The organism is Amnibacterium sp. CER49, assembly GCF_029846255.1.
Taxonomy (GTDB): Bacteria; Actinomycetota; Actinomycetes; order Actinomycetales; family Microbacteriaceae; genus Amnibacterium.
Genome location: NZ_JARVWQ010000002.1, coordinates 575,575 through 596,705 on the forward strand (window position 1 = coordinate 575,575; position 21,131 = coordinate 596,705).

Genomic DNA, 21,131 nt, shown 5'->3' on the forward strand with positions numbered 1-21,131 from the left:
GGGAAGCCACATGCCACGGACGCTCCGACCCGATCAGCGGGCTCAGGTGTGGATCTTCGACCTCGCATCGGGGACGACCTCGCTCGTGCTCGAGCGCGACGACGTGCTGCTCGAGGCGCCGAACTGGTCGCTCGACGGCGACGCCCTGTACGTGAACGGCGACGGGCTGCTGTGGCGGCTCGATCTCGCGAGCGGCGCGCTCGAGCGGGTGCCGTTCGAGGGCCTGCCGCCCATCAACAACGATCACGTGCTCGCCCCCGACGGCCGCACCGTGTTCCTCAGCGCGGACGACTTCCACATCTATCGCGGCTCGATCGCGGGCGGTGCCGTCGCGCGGGTCACGCCGGAGGACGGCGACGCCCACTTCCTGCACGGCGTCTCCCCCGACGGCGCCACGCTCGCCTACGTCGCGATCGAGGACGGCGACTTCGCGAACCCCGGACGGTTGGCTCTGCTCGACACGGGCGGCCGCGGCCCGACCCGCATCCTCGAGACGAGCGACCGCCATCTCGACGGCCCGGAGTTCAGCCCGGACGGCCGCTGGCTGCTGTTCAACACCGAGGCGTTCACCGAGGCACCGGGGCACGCGCAGCTCGCGCGGGTGCCGGTCGAGGGCGGCGAGGTCGAGCGGCTCCGCGCGAGCGAGACGGTCGACTGGTTCCCGCACCTCTCCCCCGACGGCCGGCACGGGGTGCATCTCGTGTTCCCGCCCGGCACGCAGGGCCACCCGGCCGACCACGACGTGCGGCTGCGCGTCGTCGATGCGGACGACTGGTCCACCGAGCTCGCGGGAATCGACCTCTTCGGCGGCCAGGGCACGATCAACGTGCCGAGCTGGTCCCCCGACTCGAGGCGGTTCGCCTACTGCGCCTACCCGCTCGAGCAGCGGTAGCAGGGGCCCCGCCTGCAGCGGCCGTCGCGTCCCCGCCCGCTGCCGGTCGGCTGCGGGCCGCGGAGGTGCGCAGCGTCCGCCTGGGCGCCCGCCGTATGGTGGCGCCATGCCGACTTCGAGAGCAGACATCCTCGCCGAGCTCGACGCGGTGCCGACGGTCGATCCCGAGACCGAGATCGCTCGCCGGCGCGACTTCCTCGTCGACTACCTGAAGGCGTCGCGGACGAAGGGCTTCGTGCTCGCGGTCAGCGGCGGCCAGGACTCCACGCTCGCCGGGCGGCTCTGCCAGCTCGCCGCGGAGCGCGCGCGCGAGCAGGGCCTCGAGGCGACGCTGATCACCGTGCGTCTGCCGTACGGCGTGCAGGCCGACGAGGACGACGCGCAGACCGCGCTCGAATTCATCGCGCCCGACGAGGTGCGCACCGTGAACATCAAGGGCTCGGTCGACGCGCTCGCCGACGAGTACGAGTCGGCGATGGGGCGGCCGATGAGCGATTTCGCGAAGGGCAACGCGAAGGCCCGTACCCGGATGGTCGTGCAGTACGCCATCGCGAGCGAGCACGTGGCGCTCGTCGTCGGCACCGATCACGCCGCTGAAGCGCTGACGGGCTTCTTCACGAAGTACGGCGACGGCGGGGTCGACGTCACGCCGCTCACCGGCCTGACGAAGAACCAGGGCGCCTCGTTGCTCAAGCACCTCGGCGCGCCCGAGCGGCTGTACACGAAGGCGCCCACCGCGGATCTGCTCGACGACCACCCCGGCCAGACCGACGAGGACAACCTCGGCGTTCAGTACGCCGACATCGACGCCTACCTCGAGGGCCGCGACGTGCCGCAGGAGGCGACGGACCGCATCGAGCGCTGGTGGCGGGTCACGCAGCACAAGCGGCACCTGCCGGTCACGCCGTTCGACGACTGGTGGAAGCAGGGCTGAGTGCGCCGGTGGACCAGGCCGCGTTCCGGGTCCGGTTCGAGTACGGCCTCGAGGGAGCGCGGGCGATCGCGGCCGGTCCGGGCGTGCTCGCGGTGGTGGTCGACGTGCTCTCGTTCTCGACCACGGTGTCGGTCGCGGTCGAGCGCGGGATCGCGGTGCTGCCGATCGCCGCACGGGACGCGAGGGCCGTCGCGACCGCGGAGCGGGAGCAGGCGGTGCTCGCCAGCGCAAGGAGCCTCGATCGGCCGAGCCTCTCCCCCGCCTCGCTGCAGCGCGCATCCGCCGTGGAGCGCCTGGTGCTGCCGTCACCGAACGGCGCGACGATCGCCGCCGCGCTCTCGGACGCGGGCGCGACCGTGATCGCCGCCTGCCTGCGGAACGCCGGCGCGGTCGCGCGGTTCGCCGACCGGCATCTCGAGCAGCCGGGCACGTCGCTCGCCGTGATCGCGGCCGGTGAGCGGTGGACCGACGGCTCGCTCCGCTGGGCCGTCGAGGACCTCTGGGGCGCCGGCTCGGTGCTCGCGGCACTGGCGACGGACGCCGAACGCTCCCCTGAGGCCGTCGCTGGCGCGGCGGCGGGGGCGACCTTCTCGATCGACGGGCTGCGGTCGTGCGCCAGCGGACGCGAGCTGGTCGTGGCCGGGTTCGGCGAGGACGTGAGGATCGCCGGCGAACGGGAGGCGAGCACGATGATGCCCGTGCTGCAGGACGGGTGGTTCGTGGCGGCGTGAGTCCGAGCCGCCACCCGCGCGGCCGTGCCGCACCCGTGGTCAGGCCGCCATGTGCCAGGGCATGACGCCGTCATCCTCGTCCGCCTCACTCTCCGCGTCTCGGGTCTGGTCGTCGGCCTGCGGCTTCGGCCGGATGCGGGTCGCGGGCCGCGTGACGAACCGGCCGCCCCAGCGGGTGCGCCAGACGAGGCCGCCGTCGGCGGTGCGCTCGACGTCGACGTAGCCGTCGTCCTTGGTCTGGTGCCCGGGCCGGCACAGCGCCGACAGGTTGATCGCCACGGTGCGGCCGCCGTGCTCGACGCGGATCACGTGGTCGATGTCGCAGTGGAGGGCGGGCACGGGGCAGCCGGCGACCTCGTCGCAGGTCTCGGACCGGGCCTGGATGAGCCGCCGGAGCGCGGTGGGGATGGTGCGCTGCGCGGAGTCGAACGCGAGGATCGCGTCGTCGACCGGATCGACCTCGACGCGGGTCCAGAAGCGGGCAGCGGCCACGATGCGCCGCACCTCCGCGGCCGCGAGCGAGCCCCAGCCGGCGAGACGCCCGGGTGCGTTCCCGATGCCGGTGGCGGTGGCCGCGGGCACGGTGACCAGGATCTCCGCGGAGATCGCCTTGCGCTGCGGGACCCGGGGGTCGCCGAGTCGCTGGAAGGGATCGGCGGGCGTGGGCGCTGCGCCACGGAGGTCGAGCTCGCCCGGAGCGACGGCGAGGCCGTGCAGCACGACGTCGAGCAGCGAGTCGTACATGAGCACGCCGATCGGCCGGTCCTCGCCCTCCACCCGGTGCGCGGCGACGGCGGCGCGACGGGCCGTCTCGTACACCGCGGCGATGTCGGTCTCGGGGCCGGTGAGGGTGAGCCGGCCCTCGCCGCAGGGCCCCGGGCGCGCGGACACGCGGCGCGAGCGGAAGGCGCTCGCGGCGCGCTCGGTGGCCTCGTCCGGATCGAGAGCGTCGTGCAGGCGGACGAGGGCCGCGTCGAGCCGCTGCGGCACGGTGTCGGCGGCGAGCGCGGCGGCGCGTTCGTCGTACTCGGCTCGCGACGGCCCGAGCAGCCCGCCGGCGTTCTGCACGACGGACTCGGCGGACCGCCAGCCGAACTCGCCCGACAGGAACGCGGTGAACGAGCAGGGCAGCCCGTCGCGCATCGCGAGCGAGGTGTGCAGCCATCGGATCGCGCAGCCGCGCGACACCGAGAGCAGGCCGGCGAGATGGACCGCGAAGGCGCGCTCCGCGCGGCCACCGGGCTGGGTCGACATGCCACGCTCGTGCTCGTCGGCGACGACCGCGTCCCACAGCGCGAGCACCGCCTGCGCCCGCAGGGCCTCCGCGAGATGCACCGCCCGAGCGGCGCCGCTGACCCCCTCGTTCAGTCGGTCGAAGAGTTGCGCGCCCTCACCCGGCGGCGACTCCTGGTTCTGCTCCTCACCAGGGGATCCGTGTTCCATGCGCCGATCCCATCAACGGCCACCGACATTCCCGGTTCGAATACGTATACGAACGGACACCCACTCCTCCCCAGGGGACGCGCTGTTCACAGCGCCGCCACGGCGAATCGCAACCGAATCGTTCTCACGACACGGCCCTAGGTCCCTTGCTGGAGCGCATCGATCGGCGATGCTGTTCGCGATCAGCCGGGTTCGACTGCCGGCGATCACGATGCGACCTGGACAACGGCGTCCGGGGAGCGACGGTACGGGTCCCCGCACCGGCCGCGTCGAGGAGGGGTCCTCGACCCGGAACCGCGCGGGGACCCCGACCGCCGGCCTCAGGTTGGCGGCGCCCCGCGGTCGTAGCGTGACAGCCATGTCCACCTGGCTCATCACCGGCTGCTCCACCGGCCTCGGCCGTGCCTTCGCACAGGCCGCGCTCGATCACGGCCACGACGTCGTCGTGACCGCTCGCGACGTGGCGGCGGTGCAGGACCTCGCCGACACGCACCCCGACTCGGCCCTCGCGGTCGCCCTCGACGTGACCGACGACGCGCAGGTGGCCGCGGCGGTCCACGCCGCCGAGGAGCGCTTCGGCGGCGTCGACGTGCTCGTGAACAACGCCGGCTACGGGTACCGCTCCGCGGTCGAGGAGGGCGACGACGCGGACGTCCGGCGCCTCTTCGAGACGCACGTCTTCGGCACCGTCCGCACGATCAAGGCGGTTCTGCCCGGCATGCGCGCCCGTCGCTCGGGCACCATCGTCAACCTCTCGTCCATCGGCGCGCGCATCTCCCCCGAGGGGTCCGGTTACTACGCGGCGGTGAAGGCGGCGATCGAGGCGCTCACCCTGTCGCTGCGCAAGGAGGTCGCGCCGCTCGGCATCACGGCCATGGTCGTCGAGCCCGGCGGGTTCCGCACGGATTTCGCCGGCCGCTCGCTCACGCAGTCGTCGACCCCGATCGCGGACTACGCCGACACGGCCGGCAGGCGCCGCAAGGAGCACGACACCGCGCACGGCACGCAGCCCGGCGACCCCGCGAAGGCGGCGGAAGCGCTCATCACCGCGGTCGAGGCCGAGCTCCCGCCGTACATGCTGCTGCTCGGCAACGACGCGTCCGACGGCTTCCGCGCCGCGCTCGACGCCCTGCGCGACGAGGTCGACGAGTGGGCGTCGCTCAGCCGCAGCACCGACTTCGACGACTGACGAGGCGCTCCCCGGAGGCGCTCAGGCGCTCGCGCGTGCCGAGGCGACGAGCGCGTCGAGCAGATCGACGCCGTCGCTCCCCGGCGCCGTCACCCGGATGACGCCGGGTCGCGTCGCGAGGAACCGCTCGAACCCGCGCACCACCGCGTCGATGGGTCCCTCCAGCTCGCCGTGGGGGTTCCCGGTCGCGTCGCTCATCCCGCGCGCCCGGGCGCGGAACCGCTCCCCCGCGGTCCGCGCGTCGACGACGAGCGCGACCTCGACGAACGTCGCGCCGACGCCCTCTGCGACGTCGCGCAGCTCGACGACGAACTCCTCGCGCCGCAGGTACTGCGGGACGATCACATCGCGGCCGGCGCGCAGATGCACCCCGATCGCGGCGAGCGCCATCGCACGGGCGGCGAGGCCGGCCTCGGGCAGCGCATCGCGCCAACCGCCGAGCATCGAGCGGAGGACGTCGAGGTCGAGCGCGAGCGGCAGCCGGTCCGCGTGGCGGGCGCACCAGGCCCGCGCGAGCGTCGACTTGCCGCTCGCGGGCACCCCGTTCAGCAGGACGAGCGCGGGGCGCATCGCCGGCTAGTGCTCGCGCCGATAGGTGCTGATCACGACCCCGGACCCGAGCGCGCGGGTCTCGGCGAGCGCGAGCGAGGTCCGCGGGAACCCGTCCGGGAAGAGCCGCTTGCCCGTGCCGAGCACCACCGGGTACTGCATCAGCCGGTACTCGTCGACGAGGTCGTGCTCGGCGAGCGTGCGCACGAGCACCGAGCTGCCCCACACCCGGACCTCGCCGTCGATCTCGTGCTTCAGCCGCGCGACCGCGCCGGGGACGTCGTCGCCGAGCAGCTGCGAGCCCCGCCAGCCGACCTCGGTCAGCGTCCGCGAGGCGACGTACTTGGGGATGCGGTTGTACAGCCGCGTGAACTCGCCCATCTGCCCCTCGGCGTCCTCGGGCCACACGCCCCATGCACCGGCCCAGATCTCGTAGGTGCGGCGGCCGAGGAGCAGCGCCGCGATGCCGCGCTCCCAGCCGATCACGACCGGGCCGCCCTCGTCCGCCCGGTCGTGCGCGGCGTCGAAGTCCATCGCCCAGCCGCCGAGGTCGAAGCCGCCGTCGCGGTCCTCGTCCGGACCGCCTCCGCCCTGGATGACGCCGTCGAGGCTGATGAACTCCTGCACCACGATGCTGCCCACCCCGCCACCCTCGTGGTCGGGACGACGGCCGTCAACGTCGGCGACGTCGGTGCGCCCGTCAGCCGGCCGGCGCCTCCCCGAGCAGCCGGTCGAGCAGCGCGAGGGCGCCGACCTGGTCGACCGACGGCTCGAGCAGCCACTGCGTCTGCAGTCCGTCGGACGCGGCGATCACGAGCGCCGCGACCTGGTCGGCGTCGAGATCCGGCCGGAGCCGGCCGTCCGCCTGCCGCGCCCGGATCTGCTCGGCGAGGCGGCGCCGGACGTCCGCGAACCGCTCGGTGGCGAAGGCGCGCGCAGCCGGGTGCCCCTCCTCGAGCGCCGACGCGACGAGCGTCGTGTACAGCTGCACCATGCCGGGCACGTCGCGGTTCCGCTCCGCCGACAGCCGCATCAGCTCGACCGGCGAGACGTCGTCGGACGCCGGCTGCTCGCCCTCGAGCCGCTGCGCGGACTCGCGGTACACCTCGACGAGCAGGGCCTCGAGGGTGCCGAAGTGGTGGATCAGGGCGGCGTGCGTCACGCCGACCTCCTGCGCGATGGCGCGGAGGCTCGTCCGATCGGCGCCTCGCTGGGCGAACACCTCGATCGCGGAGTCGAGGATCTCCCGGCGTCGGGCGACGCCCTTCGCATAGGTGCCGCGCGCCCGCGGCGCCTCGCGTGGTTCCTCGCCCATCCCTGCATCCTACCGCCGAATACCTCCGGTTGGATGTTTTCGTGTAGCCTCGGGTTCCACCGCACCGTGCGTCCGACCGGGTGCACCCGACCTCGAAGAAGAAGGACGACGTGGCCCGACCTGAAGCCTCCGTGCAGCTGTACTCCCTCGCCGAGCAGTTCTCGGCCGACATGAACGGGTCGCTCGAACGACTCGCCGCCATCGGCCTCAGGAACGTCGAGGCCTTCGACTTCGTCGGCCGCCCGAAGGAGATCCGCACCGCCCTCGACGCCGCCGGCCTCGCCTCGCCCACGGGGCACGCGCCGCTGCTCTCGGACGAGCTCTGGACGCCGGACGGCTCGATCCCGACGCCGAAGCCCGAGGTCGTGTTCGAGGCCGCCGCCACCATCGGCATCCGCACCGTCATCGATCCGTTCGTGCCGGCCCAGCGCTGGATCACGGAGGACGGCGTCACGGACATCGCCGACCGGCTGAACGGGCTCACCGAGGTCGCGGCATCGTTCGGCCTCACGGTCGGCTACCACAACCACGCGCAGGAGTTCCTCGCCGAGTTCGACGGCCGGCCCGCCTACGAGCGCTTCCTCGCGCTGACCGACGAGCGCGTCGCGATCGAGCTCGACCTCTTCTGGGCCCTGACCGGCGGTCAGGACGTGCCGGCGCTCGTCGCCCGCATCGGCGAGCGACTCGTCGCGGAGCACATCAAGGACGGCGTCGTGCCGCCGAGCAACCCGTTCGCGCCCGACGCACCCGCCTTCGCCTCGTCGAGCCTCGACCAGCGGCGCGCCGGGGAGGGCGACGTGCCGCTCGTCGAGTCGCTGCACGCCGCCACCGCGCTGCAGTACGCCGTGATCGAGTACGACCACGCCCCCGGCGACGTGTTCGAGGACATCGCCGCGTCCTACGCGTTCCTCAAGGACGGCGGCTACATCCGATGAGCGCCGTCGGCGTCGGCGTCATCGGGACCGGGGTCATCAGCGACACCTATCTCGAGAACCTGGACTCGTTCCCCGACGTCGAGGTGCTCGTCGTCGGCGACCTCGACACGGACCGGGCGCGGGCCCAGGCCGAGAAGCACGGGGTGCCGTCGTCCGGCACGGCGCAGGACGTGCTCGCCCACCCGGACGTGCAGCTCGTCGTGAACCTCACGATCCCTGCGGCGCACATCGAGGTCTCCTCGGCCGCGATCGCGGCGGGGAAGCACGTCTGGAGCGAGAAGCCGCTCGGGCTGGAGCGCGCGGCCGCCGTCGCGCTCGTCGACCAGGCGCACGCCGCGGGCCTCCGCATCGGCTCGGCGCCGGACACGCTCCTCGGTCCCGGCTTCCAGAGCGCGCGGCGCGCGATCGAGGCGGGCGCCATCGGCGAGCCGCTCTTCGCGCAGACCGCCTTCCAGACGCAGGGGCCGGACCTCTGGCACCCGAACCCCGGGTTCCTCTTCGCGCACGGCGCGGGCCCGCTGCTCGACATGGGCCCGTACTACTTCTCAGCGCTCGTCAGCGTGCTCGGCCCGGTCGCCCGGGTCGGCGCGCTCGGCATGAAGGCCCGGGATGAGCGCGAGATCCACACGGGGCCGAATGCGGGCAGCACGTTCCCCGTCGAGGTGCCGTCGACCATCCAGGTGCTCACCGCGTTCGAGGCCGGAGCCCAGGCGCAGAGCCTGCTCAGCTTCGACTCGGCGCTCGAGCGGCACGGCGTGCTCGAGATCCACGGCACCGAGGGCTCGATCGTGCTGCCGGACCCGAACCGGTTCTCCGGGCGCACCGCCTACGTGAAGCCGCTCGGCGTGCTCCGCGACGGGCAGTCGACCGACCAGCCGTGGATCGAGGTCGAGGAGCAGGGCGCCGAGGTCGGCCGCGGCCTCGGCGTGCTCGACATGGTGCGGGCGATCGCCGCCGGCCGGCCGCATGTCGCCTCCGGCGAGCTCGGGCTGCACGTGCTCGACGTGCTGCTCTCCGCGCAGGAGTCGGCTCTCTCCGGGCGCTTCGTCGACGTCGCGAGCACGGTCGCGCCGGTGCCGCTGCTGCCGGAGGGCTTCGACCCGTTCGCGGCGACGCTGTAGGCACCACGACGGAGGCGGGCGCCCGGGATCCCGACGCGGGTCCCGGGCGCCTGTCGTTCAGCGCCGCTCGAAGGACTCAGCGCCAGAACGGGCCGAGCCGCTCCGCGAGCGATCGGCCCTGGCTCCGGCCGGAGCGCGCCGCTGCGGGCCGGAGGGCGACGTTCCCGGCGTCCGGCCCGAACAGGTGGGCCGCATCGTCCGCCGGGAACACGGTTTCGACGCGGCTGCCGCCCTTCCGCAGTCCCTCGACCTGCGCCGTGAGCTGCATGCCCCACTCCTCCGGATGCCGCGTGCGGCCGCCGAACGGTGAGAGCACGAGCACCCGGGCGACACCGGCGGCGAGGTCGGCGTTCTCGTTGCGGCGGTAGCCGCCGTCGAGGAAGCGGCGCTCGCCGACGCGGTACGCGGCACCGCTCGAGGTGCTCGCCGCCACGGCGTCGACGAGCTGCACGCCGCTTCCGCAGTGGAGCACGACCGGGTCGCCGGTCCGTGCATCGACCGCCGGGATCAGCACCGCCCGCTGGGGCCAGTCGAGGCCCGTCAGCCGCGCGGCGACGATCGAGCGCCAGCGCGCGGACGCCGAGCCGTCCGGGTCGAGCCCGATCGCGGCTGCGCCCATCCGCCTGCGCATGTCGGCCGGGTCCGAGGCCGTGGCGATGATCGCGCCGGTGCGGGCCAGGTGATCGACCGCCGGTCCTGCAGGGGCGGCCGGAGGCGGGGTGGGCCGCGGGGTGGCGGTGTCGAGGATGTCGGCGAGCAGGTCGCGCGGCGACCGCCCGCTCGTGAGCTGGATCGCAGCGGTCGCGCCGCCGGAGGTGCCGACGACGAGATCGGCGTCCGTGACGTCGAGACCGCCCTCGAGCAGACCGGCGACCAGGCCGATCTCCCAGGCGTTGCCGACGGCGCCGGCGCCGCCGAGCACGAGCGCCCGCCCGCGATCGAAGGGCGGCAGGGAGCGGGGTTCGGGGAGGGGGAAGAAGTCAGGTGCTGCGCTCATCGGAGTCGCCTCTCGCGGATCGCGTGGTGCGGCCCCCCGGAAGCGGCGTCCGTCAGCCGCTCGATCGTGCACGGCGGGGAGCACCCACGACGGGTACGGGCGGTGCGGTCACGGGTCTCACCTCCTGCCGGTGCATGACGATCAGGGGCACCGTCGCACAGCGGGAGACCTGCTCGCAAGGGACGGGCCTGATGTCGTGCCGCGTGCCGTCGGATGCCGCGGCACCTGAAGTGGGCCTGCCGCGCCCGCGTTCGTGGCTTCTAACATCGCTCCCACCCTCCCCTGGGAGGCCCGGAGCCCGCCGCCCCCACCGCAGCGGGTTCCGGGCCCTGCGGGATCACCCCCGCTCGACGTGGTCCTCGTCGTCGCGGTGCTGGTAGCGGTGCTCGGCCTCGGCGACGGCGAGCGGATCCGCGTTCCTGACATCGGCGAAGCGCACGATCGAAGCGCCCCCGTCGGAGCCGTGCCGCCTCGCCAGGCGGAGGAGCACCGCACCGAGACCCTCCCGCGGCGGCGTCATGCCCTGCATCCTGCCCCGCCGCCCGGGGTCCTGCATGCCCCGACGGCCATTTCGTGCGCATGTTCGCGACCGGCGCCGATCCACGCGGGCATCCATCGGGCACCTCGGGAACGGACAGCGGGCGCACAGGTTACGACTTCCCGACAGTCCTACTGTGCGAAGCATGGCGGCGCGAAGCAGCGACATCGATGAAGGCGGCGTACTCGCTCAGCTGGACCGGCAGGACATCGGCAGCCTCTACATCTACCTCGCGGTCCTCGCCACGATCGGCGGGTTCCTCTTCGGGTTCGACTCCGCGAACATCGGGTCCGCCCTCGCGTTCCTGCCGTTCAAGCTCGGTCCGATCGGCACCGGCATCGTCGTGGCCGGCGCCTCGCTCGGGTCGTTCGCGGGGGCGCTCGCGGCCGGCCCGCTCGTCGACCGCTTCGGCCGCAAGTCCCTGCTGCTCGCCGACTCGATCCTCTTCGCGATCGGCTCGCTCATCTCGGCGTTCGCGCCCGAGGCGATCACGCTGATCATCGGCCGCATCATCATCGGCATCGCGATCGGCGCCGACTCCGCGATCGCGACCGCCTACATCTCCGAGTTCGCGCCGAAGAACCGCCGCGGTTCCCTGTCGATCATCCAGCAGTGGATGATCACGATCGGCATCCTCGCCGCCTACGTCGTCGCGATCGTCGTGCTGAAGCTCGCTCCCGGCGCCGCGAAGACCGTCGACTGGCGCATCCTGCTCGGCGTCGGCTTCATCCCCGCGATCATCTCGCTGGTGCTGCGGGCGCGGATGCCCGAGTCCCCGCGGTGGCTGCTCGAGAAGGGGCGCGAGGACGACGTCGTCACGGCGCTCAAGAAGCTCGACATCGAGGTCACGAAGGAGCAGGTCCACCGCGACGCGGCCAAGGTGCAGAAGGCCCGCGAGCAGCTGCGGTCGGGCTCGGCGTGGACCCCTGCCGTGAAGCGCGCGCTGATGGTCGTCTGCATCTTCTTCGTGTTCCAGCAGATCACCGGCATCAACGTCGCCTTCTACTACGGGCCCACCCTCCTCACCCCGTACATCGGCGGCAAGGGCGACCCGGTGCAGATGGCCGTCTCCGGCGTCATCGCGGCCGGCATCCTCGCGGTGGTCAACGTGATCGCGACCTACTTCGCGTTCCGGTTCATCGACAAGGTCGGCCGGCGCAAGCTCGCCATCGGGGCCTACACCTCGATGATCGTCTTCCTGCTGGTCGGTGCCGCGGGCACCGCCTTCACCAGCGGCACGGCGCGGCTCATCATCGTGATGGTCGCGTTCGCGCTCTTCATCTCGGCGTTCGCGATCGGCATCGGCGGCACCGGCTGGCTCATCCAGGGCGAGGTCTTCCCCACCGCCGTCCGTGGGCGGGCTGCGGCGATCGGCGCCGCGATCGACTGGCTCGCGAACTACGCGCTCGTGCTCGCGTTCCCGATCCTGCAGGCGGGCATCGGGCTGCCGCTCGTGATGGTGATCTTCGCCGTGCTCTGCGCGATCGGGGCGTTCTTCGTCTACCGGTTCCTGCCCGAGACGAAGGGCCACGGGGCGGATGAGACGATCGAGCTGTTCGAGGGTCCCGTGAACCTCAAGGACCCCGGCGAGCCGTCGACCGTGGGCGCGGGGCGCTGAGCCGCAGCGAGCCGGCCTGAACCTGCGAGGCGACCGCGAGCAGGCTGCGCTCCCGTCGGGGCGCAGCATCACGACCAGGCCTCACGTCCACGTAGTCCCTAGCCATCGAGGCGTCGAGCGGCTAGGAAGGGCGCAGTTCCGCCCGCGGGGAGGCGTGCACGCCACGTCGCGGGTCCTCGACCGGAGGTGTGCGTTGACGGAGAAGCCGGATCCCGTGCTCGACGGCCGGTACCGGCTCGATGCGGTCCTCGGAGAGGGTCCAAGGGCGGTCGTGCATCGCGCCACGGATCTCCGGCTCGGCCGGTCCGTCGCGGTCAAGGTGTTCCACCACGACGTCGCGACGGAGATCGACCTGCCACGGCTGCGCCGCGAGATCCGGCTGCTCGCCGCCGCGGAATGCCCGCAGCTCGTCGCGGTGCTCGACGCCGGCGAGGCGCCGGAGAACGGGTCGCGCTACCTCGTCATGGAGCACGTCGACGGCGCCGACCTCCGCACCCTGCTCGCCGCCCAGCGGCTCGCGCCCGAGGCGGTGCGCCGCATCGGGGCCGACATCGCGAGGGCCCTGCAGGTGCTGCACTCGCGAGGCGTCGTGCACCGCGACGTCACGCCGACGAACGTGCTCGTGCCCGGTGGCGCGGTGCGCGGACCCCGCGAGATCGCCGCGAAGCTGGGCGACCTGGCGATCGGACGAGTCGCCCCGGCCGACGACGAGGGCCCGGCGTCCGCGTACCTCAGCCCCGAGCAGGTGGCCGGCAGGAAGGTCGGGCCGCCGAGCGATGTGTACGCGCTCGGGCTCGTGCTGATCGAGAGCCTCACCGGCGCCCCGGCGTTCCCGGTCCCGCCCGACGGAGGCATGACGGCGCGCCTGGTCGGCGCCCCGCCCCTGCCCCGCCACGCCGCTCCCGTGCTCGCCGAGCTGCTCGCGCGCATGACGGCGGTCGATCCCTGGAAGCGGCCTCCCGCGACCGAGGTCGCCGCCACCCTGCGCGGTCCCCTCGCCGGCGCGATGATCGATCCCCGCCCCGCCGCGCCCGCTGCCGTGCCGCTGACGGCGCCCGGCCCCCGGGCCGACGAGAACGCGATCCTGGTCGCGCGTGCAGCGCTCGCCGACCAGAACCACGGGCGGACCCCGGAGACGGTCGCCGCCGCTGCCGCCGCCACGGCTGCCGCCGCTGTGGCCGCCGCCCCCGCCCTCGCCCTGAACCGCCCGTCGGGCGGCGCTCTCGTCGGGCTCGGCGCGACGAGAGCGGTCGCCGGCGACTCGTTCCGCAGCCGTGCTCGCCGGCGGCGCGTCCGTCGTGCGCTGCCGCTCGGCGCCGCCCTCGTCGCTCCGCTGACCGTCGCCGCGGTCTGGGCGCTCGCCGCCGCCTCGGCTCCGGCGACCCCGCAGCAGCGAGCGGTGGCCGCCCCGATCCGGGGCATGGCGGCGCCCGTGACGACGGTGCCCGGAGTGCCGTGGACGCCGCCGGCGCCCACCGAGAAGCCGGGCACGGCCGGCCAGGCCGCGGCGGTCCCCCTGCTGCTGACCCACCCGTTCTCGACAACCGGGCCCGCGTCGGGCGGCGGGGGCGTGACGCTCGCCGGGGCGACCTCGAGGTCCGGCTCGAGCACCGGCGGGTCCACCTCCGGCAGCGGGAGCCCGACCGGGTCCCCGACGGGCTCCCCCACGAGCAGCTCGACCGGCAGCCCGACCAGCACGCCGACGGGCAGCCCCACGAGCACGCCGACGGACACGTCCAGCTCGACGAGCACACCCACGCCGACCGATACATCGACCCCGACGGACACGCCGACCCCCACGGACACGCCCACGCCGACGGACACGCCGACCCCCACGGACACGCCGACGCCGACGGACACGCCGACCCCCACGGACACGCCCACGCCCACTGACACGTCCACCCCCACGGACACACCGACCCCGACGGACACACCGACCCCCACGGACACGCCGACCCCGACGGACACCACCACCAGCACCCCGACGGCCACCCCCACCCCCACGGACACGACCACCGGCACCCCCGCATGACGCGGGACTAGCCGCCGGGTCGAGGAGGCCGAGATGGCGCAGATCGTGCTCTTCCACCACGTGCAGGGGCTCACCGACGGCGTGCGGGCGTTCGCGCGCCGGCTCGAGGAGGGCGGCCACGAGGTGATCGCACCCGACCTGTTCGACGGCGCCCGAGCCGGCTCGATCGAGGAGGGGCTCGCGCTCGCGGGACGCATCGGCGACGAGGTGCTCGACGCGCGGGCCGACGCCGCGATCGAGTCCGCGGCGCCCGGAGTCGTCGTCGCAGGGATGTCGTTCGGCGTGATGGCGGCGCAGCGCATCGCGCAGACCCGCGCGGGCGTGCGTGGCGCGCTCCTCTACGAGTCCTGCCTGCCCGTGACCGGCGAGTGGGCGATCGGCCCCTGGCCGGACGGGCTGCCGGTGCAGATCCACGGCAAGGCCGACGACCCGGTGTTCGCCGGCGACGGCGATCTCGACGCGGCCCGCGAGCTCGTGGCGCTCGCGCGTCCCGGCACCGCCGCGGTGTTCACCTACCCCGGCGACCAGCACCTCTTCCTCGACGAGAGCCTGCCGGGCTACGACGCGGACGCGACCCGGCTGGTGATCGAGCGGTCGCTCGAGCTGCTTCGCGCGGTCGCTCCTCGCTGAGCCCGTCCGTTCCTGCCGGAGGTCGACGCCGGGGCGCAGAAGGCGGGGTACGAGGTGCCGGCGGGGTCGAGGTCCTGCTGATCGAGCGGGACGAGCCGCGGATCCATGTCGGCGACGAGCGGGTGCAGCGCGGTGAGGCCGGTGTCGACGAGCACCCGCCCGTCCGGATGGCCGATCACGTGCCCGCAGACCGGCGGGCGCTCCTCCCCCGCGGGCAGGTCGGCCACCAGGACCGGCGTGATCGTCACGCTCGGCTGGACGATCGACCCTCGCTCCCCCGGCCTCGTCGCCGCGCCGTCGTGGTCACCGCAGGGGTGAGGGCGGACACGAGGAGGTCACGCCGTCGGCGCCCGCGGCGGGACGCGGAGGGAGGTCATCCCGCCGTCGACCCGCAGCACGGCTCCCGTCGTCGACGCCGCCAGCGGCGAGGCGAGCGAGGCGATCGCGTGCGCGACCTCCTCGGGGGCGACGAGCCGGCCGAGCGGCTGCCGTCCCCGCAGGGCGACCGCGGCGGCCTCGGGGTCGTCCGCGGCGGCGAGCAGCCGCCCGACCCAGGGGGTGTCGGCGGTGCCGGGCGCGACGGCGTTCACACGGATCCCCTCGCCGACATGATCGGCGGCCATGGCGAGCGTGAGCGCGGCGACGGCGCCCTTGCTCGCGCTGTAGAGCGCCCGGTCGGGCACGCCGACGAAAGCGACCGAGGAGCACGTGTTCACCACGGCGGCGTGCGACGAGCGGCGGAGGTGCGGCAGCGCGGCGCGCGTCACCCGGGCGATCGCCACCACGTTCACGTCGAGCACCCGCGCCCACTCGGCGTCGTCGTTCCCGGCGACGTCGCCGGCGGCGCCGATGCCCGCGTTGTTCACGAGGATGTCGATGCCACCGAAGCGCTCGGCCGCGACGGCGACGGCGCGGTCGACGGCGGCGGTGTCGCGCACGTCCGCCTGCAGCGGGAGGGCCCCCTCGGGAGCCCCGGACGGATCGAGGTCGAGCGCGGCGACGTGCGCGCCGCGCTCGAGCAGCAGCCGGACCGTCGCGGCGCCGATGCCGCTCGCCCCGCCCGTCACGATCGCGGCGAGGCCCTCGAACTCGGCTGTCGTCATGCGGTGCGCTCCTTCGTGATGTCGACGTGGATCTTGGGGCCCGGGCCCGCGCCGTCGGGGCGCGTCCCGGCGAGCACGGCCGGAAGGCCGTCGAGGCCGACGACCGAGGCGACCAGCGGTCGGGGGTCTACGACGCCCGAGGCGTACGCCTCGATCGCGCCCTCGAGGCCACCCGAGCCGCTCAGCACGCCGACGGCGGTGACGTCCTTGAGCACGAGGGCACGGCTGTCGACGAGGCTGGGGCTGCCCGCGAGACCGATGCAGACGACACGTCCGCCGGGCTCGACGAGCTCGAGCGCCGTCGCGGGCAGGGCCGGGGCGTTCGAGGCGTCGATCACGGCGTCCCAGCGCAGGTCGGGCAGCGTGTGCTCGGTCCACACCCCGTCGAAGCCCAGGGTGCGCGGGAAGGCGAGGGAGGGCTCGTCGCGGCCCAGGAGGTGCACCTCGGCGCCGGCGGCACGGGCGAACATCGCGACGAGCAGGCCGATCGTGCCGGGACCGAGCACGAGCGCCCGGTCGCCGCGACGCAGCGCCGCGCCACGGACCGCACGCAGCGCGTTCGCCCCGGGTTCGACGAGGGCGCCGAGCGCGTCGTCGATCCCGCCGGGCAGCGCGTGCAGCAGCCGCGCCGGGAAGGCGAGCCGCTCCGCGAGGGCGCCGGGGCGGCCGCCGCGGATGCCGAGCTCGGTGCGGGTCTCGCAGAGGTGCTGACGGCCGTCCCGGCAGCGGGCGCACACGCCGCAGCCGAGCATGGTGTCACCGGTCACCCGGCGCCCCCTCCAGGAGAGGTCGACCCCCTCCCCGACCTCGGTGACGATCCCCGTCCACTCGTGACCGATGCGCATCGGGAACGCCGCGTGCCCGTCGTGGAGGTAGGCCATCTCGCCCGTGAAGAACTCGACGTCGGTGCCGCAGATGCCGGCCCGGCGGACGTCGATGACGACCTCGCCGGGCACCGCGACCGGTTCCGGGACCTCGCGGACCTCCGCGACGCCGGGCCCGGGCAGCACGAGCGCCCTCATCGGGCCGGAGCCCGTCGCCGCGGTGCGCTGGAGGCGACGGACGGCGGTGTCATGCGGATCCCCTCGGTGCGGGACGGCGGTGCGACGGACGCGGCACGGAGAGCGGCGGCGTGCGCGCCCCTCGCTAGTCTGGCCGAGGTTCCGGACGGCGGCCCGCGCCCCGGAGGCGGGAGCACGATGGAGTCCTCGCTGCGGAGCGCGCAGTGGTACGCGGGCGACGACCGCAACGCCTACATCCACCGGGCGTGGATGCGCCGCGGCGTGCCGGACAGCGCCTTCGAGGGCCGCCCGCAGATCGCGATCGCGAACACCGCGTCCGACCTCACGCCCTGCAACGCGCACCTCGACGAGGTGTCCCGGTCGGTGCAGAACGGCGTCTACGAGGCCGGCGGCATCCCGCTGGACCTGCCCGTGGTGTCGCTCGGTGAGACGAACGTGCGGCCGACCGCGATGCTCTGGCGGAACATGGCGGCGATGGCGACCGAGGAGATGCTCCGCGCCAACCCGATCGACGGCGTCGTGCTGCTCGGCGGCTGCGACAAGACCATCCCCTCGCTGCTCATGGCCGCCGCCTCGGTCGACCTGCCTGCGGTGGTGGTGCCGGGCGGTCCGATGGCCACCGGCACCTTCCGCGGCGAGCCCCTCGGCTGCGGCACCGACGTGTGGCGCCTCAGCGAGGAGGTGCGCGCCGGCACGCTCAGCCAGAAGGCGTTCCTCGAGTCGGAGCAGGCGACGATCCGGTCCCGCGGCCACTGCAACACGATGGGCACCGCCTCCACCATGGCGCTCGTCGCCGAGGCGCTCGGCACGACGATCCCCGGCCTCGCGGGCACGCCGGCGATCGACAGCCGGCTGCTGAAGGCCGCGCACGAGAGCGGCCGACTGGTGGTGCGCCTCGTGGCGGAGGGTCGCACCCCGTCGAGCCTGCTCACGAAGGGCAGCTTCCACAACGCGATCGTCGCGCTCTCGGCGATCGGCGGCTCGACCAACGCGGTCGTGCACCTGCTCGCCATCGCGGGCCGGGCCGGCATCGAGCTGACGCTCGACGACTTCGACCGCATCGGCGCCGAGGTGCCGCTGCTCGTCAACCTCCGTCCGGCCGGGCAGTACCTGATGGACGACCTGCAGCGCGCCGGCGGCTTCCTCGCCGTGCTCCGCGAGGTGCGCGACCTGCTCGACCCGGAGGCGCTCACCGTCACCGGGCGCCCCCTCGTCGACCACCTCGACGAGGCGCGCATCTGGGACCCGCAGGTGATCACGCCGCGCAGCGACCCGCTGCAGCCGAACGCCGGCATCACGGTGCTCCGCGGCAGCCTCGCGCCGGCCGGCGCGATCATCAAGCCGGCCGCGGCGTCGCCGCGCCTCCTGCAGCACCGCGGGCGCGCGGTGGTCTTCGACTCGATCGAGGACTTCTCCGCCCGCATCGACGACCCCGACCTCGACATCGACGCCGACAGCGTGATGGTGCTGCGGGGCTGCGGGCCGAAGGGCTACCCCGGCATGCCGGAGGTCTCGAACATGCCGCTGCCGAAGAAGCTGCTCGAGCAGGGCGTCCGCGACATGGTCCGCGTGTGCGACGGCCGGATGAGCGGCACCGCGTACGGCACCGTCGTGCTCCACGTCGCGCCGGAAGCCGCGGCGGGCGGCCCCCTCGCCCTCGTGCGCACCGGCGACTGGATCGTGCTCGACGTCCGCGCCCGCCGCATCGACCTCGACGTGCCCGCCGACGAGCTCGCCCGCCGACTGCCGACCGAGGCGACGGTGCGCGGGTTCGCGGCTCCGCGCCGCGGCTGGGAGCGGCTCTACGTCGACCACGTGCAGGGCGCCGAGACCGGCGCCGACCTCGACTTCCTCGTCGGATCGAGCGGCCCGCGGGTCAGCCGCGAATCGCACTGAGCCGCGCCGTCACCACCCGCTGCGGGTCGGGGTGTGGCCCTTGCGCGCGTCGTCGGGCATCGCCATCTCGGCACGGATCCCGAGGAGGCGGACGGGACGGCCCGGCTCGATCCGCGCGACGAGGCGCAGCGCCTCCTCCGTCACCGCGACGCGGTCCGAGGTCGCAGCGATCCGCCGCGTGAAGGTCTTGTCGCTGAACGGCGCGTAGCGCACCTTCACCCCGAGGCCGACGACCGGCCGGCCTTCGGCGGCCACGTCGTCGAGCACCTGGTCGAGCATGCCGCGCGCCGCCCGCTCGAGGTCCGCCGTCTCGACGAGGTCGCGCTGGAAGGTGGTCTCCCTGCTGTGGTTCCGCGCGACGAAGGGGGTGTCGTCGACGCTCGACGCTCCTTCGCCGCGGGCGAGCTCCGCGTACCAGGGCCCCATGCGCGGGCCGAACTCCGTCGCGAGCGCGTCGAGGTCCGCCGACGCGAGCTCGGCCACGGTCCCGATGCCGAGCTTCGCGAGCCTCGCGGACACCTTCGACCCGATGCCCCAGAGCTCGAGCACCGGCCGCGCCCCCATGACGGTGCCCCAGTCGTCGCGCGTGAGGCGGAACACGCCGCGCGGCTTGCCGAAGCCGGTGGCGACCTTCGCCCGCACGAGCGTGTCGCCGATGCCGACGCTGCAGTGCAGCCGCGTCCGCGCGAGCACCGCGGCCTGGATCGCGCGGGCGACGGCCTCGGGATCGTCCGTCGTCACGCCGACGAACGCCTCGTCCCAGCCGAGCACCTGCACGGTCGCTCCCGGCTGCGCCCGCAGCACCGCCATCACCTCCGCGGAGACCGCCTCGTACGCCTCGCGATCGACCGGCAGGAACACCGCGTCCGGGATCCTGCGAGCCGCGACCTTCAGCGGCATGCCGGACCCGACGCCCTTCTGCCGCGCCTCGTAGGACGCGGTCGACACCACGGCCCGCTCGGTCGGGTCGCCCCGGCCGCCGACGATCACCGGCAGCCCTGCCAGCTCGGGGTGGCGCAGCACCTCGACCGCGGCGACGAACTGGTCGAGGTCGACGTGCAGCACCCAGTCGCGGACCTCGTCCATGGCACGAGTGTGCTCGTTCTCCGGTCGCCGCGCCTCCGTTCGGCCCGTCGGCTCCCCCGCCGTAGGCTCGAGAGGCACGCGCTCCCCGGTGCGGAGCCGAGCGCCGAGGAGGACGCGGATGCAGCTGCCGAGCACCGAGCGCGCCGAGCGCGACCACGCGGTCCTCCGCTTCCTCGCCCCTCGCGACGAGGCGGGCATCGACGGCACGACCGTCGCCGCCGGGCACGTGCTCGAGTGGATCGACCGGGCCGGCTTCGCCTGCGCCGCCGGGTGGAGCGGCTCCATCTGCGCCACCGCCTACGTGGGCAACGTGCACTTCCGCCGTCCGATCCCGGTGGGCAGCGTCGTCGAGACCGGCGCCCGGATCATCGCGACGGGGCGGACCAGCATGCAGGTGCTCGTCACGGTCGACGTCGCCGACCCGCGCGGCGGGGAGCCGGTGCGGGCGACCTCCTGCCTGCTCGTCTACGTCGCGATCGACGACGACGGCGACCCCCGCCCGGTGCCGGCCTGGTCGCCGTCGAGCCTCGCCGAGCTCGACCTCACCGACCGCGCGGAGCAGCGGGTGCGCGGCCGCGCTCGCATCCGCAGCGCCATGGCGGCGGAGCGGTACACCGGCGAGGGCACGGCGCCGCGGCTGCTGCTGCGCTTCCTCACCGCGCCGGGCGACGGGAACGGCGAGGGCATGGTGCAGGGCGGCACGGTGATGCGCTGGATCGACGAGGCCGCGCAGGCGTGCGCGGCCTCATGGACGAAGCGGCGCACGGTCGGCGTCTACGCGGGCGGCATCCAGTTCGACCGTCCGATCCCCGTCGGCTCGCTCGTCGAGGTCGAGTCACGGGTGATCCACACGAGCGAGCACAGCGTGCACGTCGCGTCCCACGTCCGGGCGGCCGACCCGATGATCGGCGAGTACGCGCGGATCGGCGGGTGCATCAGCGTCTTCGTCGTGCCGGGCGACGACGGCCGCGCCGAGCCGGTGGAGCCGCTCCCCCTCGTCACGGACGAGGACGTGCGGCTCGACCGGCACGCCCGCGACCTGATCGCGATGCGCGCCGAGCTCGACGCGATCGGCGAGTCGGACTGAATCGGCGCGTCCC

Annotated in this window: 21 protein-coding genes; 11 read left to right on the forward strand and 10 right to left on the reverse strand. The window is 74.2% G+C overall.

Annotation, left to right across the window (positions count from 1 at the left end; genetic code table 11):
* Window positions 1–10 precede the first annotated feature (10 nt).
* From QDR37_RS12710 to QDR37_RS12720, 3 genes are all read left to right on the forward strand, one after another.
* Window positions 11–892, forward strand: a complete 882-nt coding sequence (locus QDR37_RS12710; protein WP_279714155.1) for a biopolymer transporter Tol — start codon at window positions 11–13, stop codon at window positions 890–892.
* A gap of 106 nt (window positions 893–998) precedes the next feature.
* A complete protein-coding gene (nadE, locus tag QDR37_RS12715) occupies window positions 999–1,826 on the forward strand; it encodes an ammonia-dependent NAD(+) synthetase (RefSeq protein ID WP_279714157.1) in 828 nt (275 codons plus the stop codon).
* 8 nt (window positions 1,827–1,834) lie between these two features.
* Window positions 1,835–2,557: a 2-phosphosulfolactate phosphatase gene (locus tag QDR37_RS12720; RefSeq protein ID WP_279714158.1), complete on the forward strand. Its 723-nt coding sequence runs from the start codon at window positions 1,835–1,837 to the stop codon at window positions 2,555–2,557.
* A 39-nt stretch (window positions 2,558–2,596) separates the two neighbouring features.
* Here QDR37_RS12720 and QDR37_RS12725 read toward each other — a convergent pair whose 3' ends face one another.
* A complete protein-coding gene (locus tag QDR37_RS12725) occupies window positions 2,597–4,000 on the reverse strand; it encodes an HNH endonuclease signature motif containing protein (protein ID WP_279714159.1) in 1,404 nt (467 codons plus the stop codon).
* 358 nt (window positions 4,001–4,358) lie between these two features.
* Between QDR37_RS12725 and QDR37_RS12730 the strand changes: the two genes are divergently transcribed.
* Window positions 4,359–5,189: an oxidoreductase gene (locus QDR37_RS12730; RefSeq protein ID WP_279714160.1), complete on the forward strand. Its 831-nt coding sequence runs from the start codon at window positions 4,359–4,361 to the stop codon at window positions 5,187–5,189.
* Window positions 5,190–5,210: 21 nt separating this feature from the next.
* On the opposite strand, the gene QDR37_RS12735 is transcribed toward QDR37_RS12730, so the two are convergent.
* Genes QDR37_RS12735 through QDR37_RS12745 form a run of 3 tightly spaced genes read right to left on the reverse strand, consistent with a single transcriptional unit; the run spans window position 5,211 to window position 7,053 of the window.
* Complete coding sequence (locus QDR37_RS12735) at window positions 5,211–5,759, reverse strand: AAA family ATPase (RefSeq protein WP_279714161.1); 549 nt, start codon at window positions 5,757–5,759, stop codon at window positions 5,211–5,213.
* 6 nt (window positions 5,760–5,765) lie between these two features.
* Entirely contained in the window at window positions 5,766–6,380 is a 615-nt protein-coding gene (locus tag QDR37_RS12740) for a dihydrofolate reductase family protein (protein WP_279714162.1), read from the reverse strand.
* A 58-nt stretch (window positions 6,381–6,438) separates the two neighbouring features.
* Window positions 6,439–7,053, reverse strand: coding sequence for a TetR/AcrR family transcriptional regulator (locus QDR37_RS12745; protein WP_279714163.1), 615 nt, complete (start codon window positions 7,051–7,053; stop codon window positions 6,439–6,441).
* 110 nt (window positions 7,054–7,163) lie between these two features.
* Here QDR37_RS12745 and QDR37_RS12750 point away from each other — a divergent pair, with 110 nt between their 5' ends.
* Both QDR37_RS12750 and QDR37_RS12755 read left to right on the forward strand, forming a co-directional pair.
* Complete coding sequence (locus QDR37_RS12750; RefSeq protein WP_279714164.1) at window positions 7,164–7,988, forward strand: sugar phosphate isomerase/epimerase; 825 nt, start codon at window positions 7,164–7,166, stop codon at window positions 7,986–7,988.
* Entirely contained in the window at window positions 7,985–9,109 is a 1,125-nt protein-coding gene (locus QDR37_RS12755; protein ID WP_279714165.1) for a Gfo/Idh/MocA family oxidoreductase, read from the forward strand. The genes QDR37_RS12750 and QDR37_RS12755 overlap by 4 nt, the downstream gene beginning before the upstream one ends.
* A gap of 76 nt (window positions 9,110–9,185) precedes the next feature.
* Here QDR37_RS12755 and QDR37_RS12760 read toward each other — a convergent pair whose 3' ends face one another.
* Both QDR37_RS12760 and QDR37_RS12765 read right to left on the reverse strand, forming a co-directional pair.
* Window positions 9,186–10,106 carry a patatin-like phospholipase family protein gene (locus QDR37_RS12760; protein ID WP_279714166.1) on the reverse strand — a complete coding sequence of 307 codons (921 nt, stop codon included), beginning with the start codon at window positions 10,104–10,106 and terminating at the stop codon, window positions 9,186–9,188.
* A 337-nt stretch (window positions 10,107–10,443) separates the two neighbouring features.
* Entirely contained in the window at window positions 10,444–10,626 is a 183-nt protein-coding gene (locus QDR37_RS12765) for a hypothetical protein (protein WP_279714167.1), read from the reverse strand.
* Between the two features lie 163 nt (window positions 10,627–10,789).
* Here QDR37_RS12765 and QDR37_RS12770 point away from each other — a divergent pair, with 163 nt between their 5' ends.
* The 3 genes from QDR37_RS12770 to QDR37_RS12780 all read left to right on the forward strand — a co-directional run bounded on the left by QDR37_RS12770 (window position 10,790) and on the right by QDR37_RS12780 (window position 14,924).
* The gene (locus tag QDR37_RS12770; protein WP_279714168.1) at window positions 10,790–12,262 is read left to right on the forward strand and encodes a sugar porter family MFS transporter; all 1,473 of its coding nucleotides are present in this window, start codon (window positions 10,790–10,792) and stop codon (window positions 12,260–12,262) included.
* A 193-nt stretch (window positions 12,263–12,455) separates the two neighbouring features.
* The gene (locus tag QDR37_RS12775; RefSeq protein ID WP_279714169.1) at window positions 12,456–14,294 is read left to right on the forward strand and encodes a serine/threonine-protein kinase; all 1,839 of its coding nucleotides are present in this window, start codon (window positions 12,456–12,458) and stop codon (window positions 14,292–14,294) included.
* A 33-nt stretch (window positions 14,295–14,327) separates the two neighbouring features.
* Complete coding sequence (locus tag QDR37_RS12780) at window positions 14,328–14,924, forward strand: dienelactone hydrolase family protein (protein ID WP_279714170.1); 597 nt, start codon at window positions 14,328–14,330, stop codon at window positions 14,922–14,924.
* Here the strand turns inward: QDR37_RS12780 and QDR37_RS12785 are convergent.
* The 3 genes from QDR37_RS12785 to QDR37_RS12795 all read right to left on the reverse strand — a co-directional run bounded on the left by QDR37_RS12785 (window position 14,852) and on the right by QDR37_RS12795 (window position 17,049).
* Window positions 14,852–15,172 carry a hypothetical protein gene (locus QDR37_RS12785; RefSeq protein ID WP_279714171.1) on the reverse strand — a complete coding sequence of 107 codons (321 nt, stop codon included), beginning with the start codon at window positions 15,170–15,172 and terminating at the stop codon, window positions 14,852–14,854. The two genes, QDR37_RS12780 and QDR37_RS12785, sit on opposite strands and share 73 nt — an antisense overlap.
* 87 nt (window positions 15,173–15,259) lie before the next feature.
* Window positions 15,260–16,027: an SDR family NAD(P)-dependent oxidoreductase gene (locus tag QDR37_RS12790; protein ID WP_279714172.1), complete on the reverse strand. Its 768-nt coding sequence runs from the start codon at window positions 16,025–16,027 to the stop codon at window positions 15,260–15,262.
* The gene (locus QDR37_RS12795) at window positions 16,024–17,049 is read right to left on the reverse strand and encodes an alcohol dehydrogenase catalytic domain-containing protein (RefSeq protein WP_279714173.1); all 1,026 of its coding nucleotides are present in this window, start codon (window positions 17,047–17,049) and stop codon (window positions 16,024–16,026) included. Before QDR37_RS12795 ends, QDR37_RS12790 begins: the two co-directional genes overlap by 4 nt.
* Window positions 17,050–17,226: 177 nt before the next feature.
* Here QDR37_RS12795 and QDR37_RS12800 point away from each other — a divergent pair, with 177 nt between their 5' ends.
* On the forward strand, window positions 17,227–18,945 hold the full coding sequence (locus QDR37_RS12800) for a dihydroxy-acid dehydratase (protein WP_279714174.1): 1,719 nt from the start codon (window positions 17,227–17,229) through the stop codon (window positions 18,943–18,945).
* A gap of 9 nt (window positions 18,946–18,954) precedes the next feature.
* Here QDR37_RS12800 and QDR37_RS12805 read toward each other — a convergent pair whose 3' ends face one another.
* Entirely contained in the window at window positions 18,955–20,031 is a 1,077-nt protein-coding gene (locus QDR37_RS12805) for a DNA polymerase IV (RefSeq protein WP_279714175.1), read from the reverse strand.
* A gap of 118 nt (window positions 20,032–20,149) precedes the next feature.
* On the opposite strand from QDR37_RS12805, the gene QDR37_RS12810 reads away from it, so the two are divergent.
* A complete protein-coding gene (locus tag QDR37_RS12810; protein ID WP_279714176.1) occupies window positions 20,150–21,118 on the forward strand; it encodes an acyl-CoA thioesterase in 969 nt (322 codons plus the stop codon).
* Window positions 21,119–21,131: the final 13 nt, after the last annotated feature.

Excerpts from the sequence above, each read along its gene's own strand:
- QDR37_RS12710 (WP_279714155.1), top strand. The coding sequence starts at position 11 with ATGCCACGGACGCTCCGACCCGATCAGCGGGCTCAGGTGTGGATCTTC.
- nadE (WP_279714157.1), top strand. The coding sequence starts at position 999 with ATGCCGACTTCGAGAGCAGACATCCTCGCCGAGCTCGACGCGGTGCCG.
- QDR37_RS12725 (WP_279714159.1), bottom strand. The coding sequence starts at position 4,000 with ATGGAACACGGATCCCCTGGTGAGGAGCAGAACCAGGAGTCGCCGCCG.
- QDR37_RS12730 (WP_279714160.1), top strand. The coding sequence starts at position 4,359 with ATGTCCACCTGGCTCATCACCGGCTGCTCCACCGGCCTCGGCCGTGCC.
- QDR37_RS12735 (WP_279714161.1), bottom strand. The coding sequence starts at position 5,759 with ATGCGCCCCGCGCTCGTCCTGCTGAACGGGGTGCCCGCGAGCGGCAAG.
- QDR37_RS12745 (WP_279714163.1), bottom strand. The coding sequence starts at position 7,053 with ATGGGCGAGGAACCACGCGAGGCGCCGCGGGCGCGCGGCACCTATGCG.
- QDR37_RS12755 (WP_279714165.1), top strand. The coding sequence starts at position 7,985 with ATGAGCGCCGTCGGCGTCGGCGTCATCGGGACCGGGGTCATCAGCGAC.
- QDR37_RS12760 (WP_279714166.1), bottom strand. The coding sequence starts at position 10,106 with ATGAGCGCAGCACCTGACTTCTTCCCCCTCCCCGAACCCCGCTCCCTG.
- QDR37_RS12765 (WP_279714167.1), bottom strand. The coding sequence starts at position 10,626 with ATGACGCCGCCGCGGGAGGGTCTCGGTGCGGTGCTCCTCCGCCTGGCG.
- QDR37_RS12770 (WP_279714168.1), top strand. The coding sequence starts at position 10,790 with ATGGCGGCGCGAAGCAGCGACATCGATGAAGGCGGCGTACTCGCTCAG.
- QDR37_RS12780 (WP_279714170.1), top strand. The coding sequence starts at position 14,328 with ATGGCGCAGATCGTGCTCTTCCACCACGTGCAGGGGCTCACCGACGGC.
- QDR37_RS12790 (WP_279714172.1), bottom strand. The coding sequence starts at position 16,027 with ATGACGACAGCCGAGTTCGAGGGCCTCGCCGCGATCGTGACGGGCGGG.
- QDR37_RS12795 (WP_279714173.1), bottom strand. The coding sequence starts at position 17,049 with ATGAGGGCGCTCGTGCTGCCCGGGCCCGGCGTCGCGGAGGTCCGCGAG.
- QDR37_RS12800 (WP_279714174.1), top strand. The coding sequence starts at position 17,227 with ATGGAGTCCTCGCTGCGGAGCGCGCAGTGGTACGCGGGCGACGACCGC.
- QDR37_RS12805 (WP_279714175.1), bottom strand. The coding sequence starts at position 20,031 with ATGGACGAGGTCCGCGACTGGGTGCTGCACGTCGACCTCGACCAGTTC.
- QDR37_RS12810 (WP_279714176.1), top strand. The coding sequence starts at position 20,150 with ATGCAGCTGCCGAGCACCGAGCGCGCCGAGCGCGACCACGCGGTCCTC.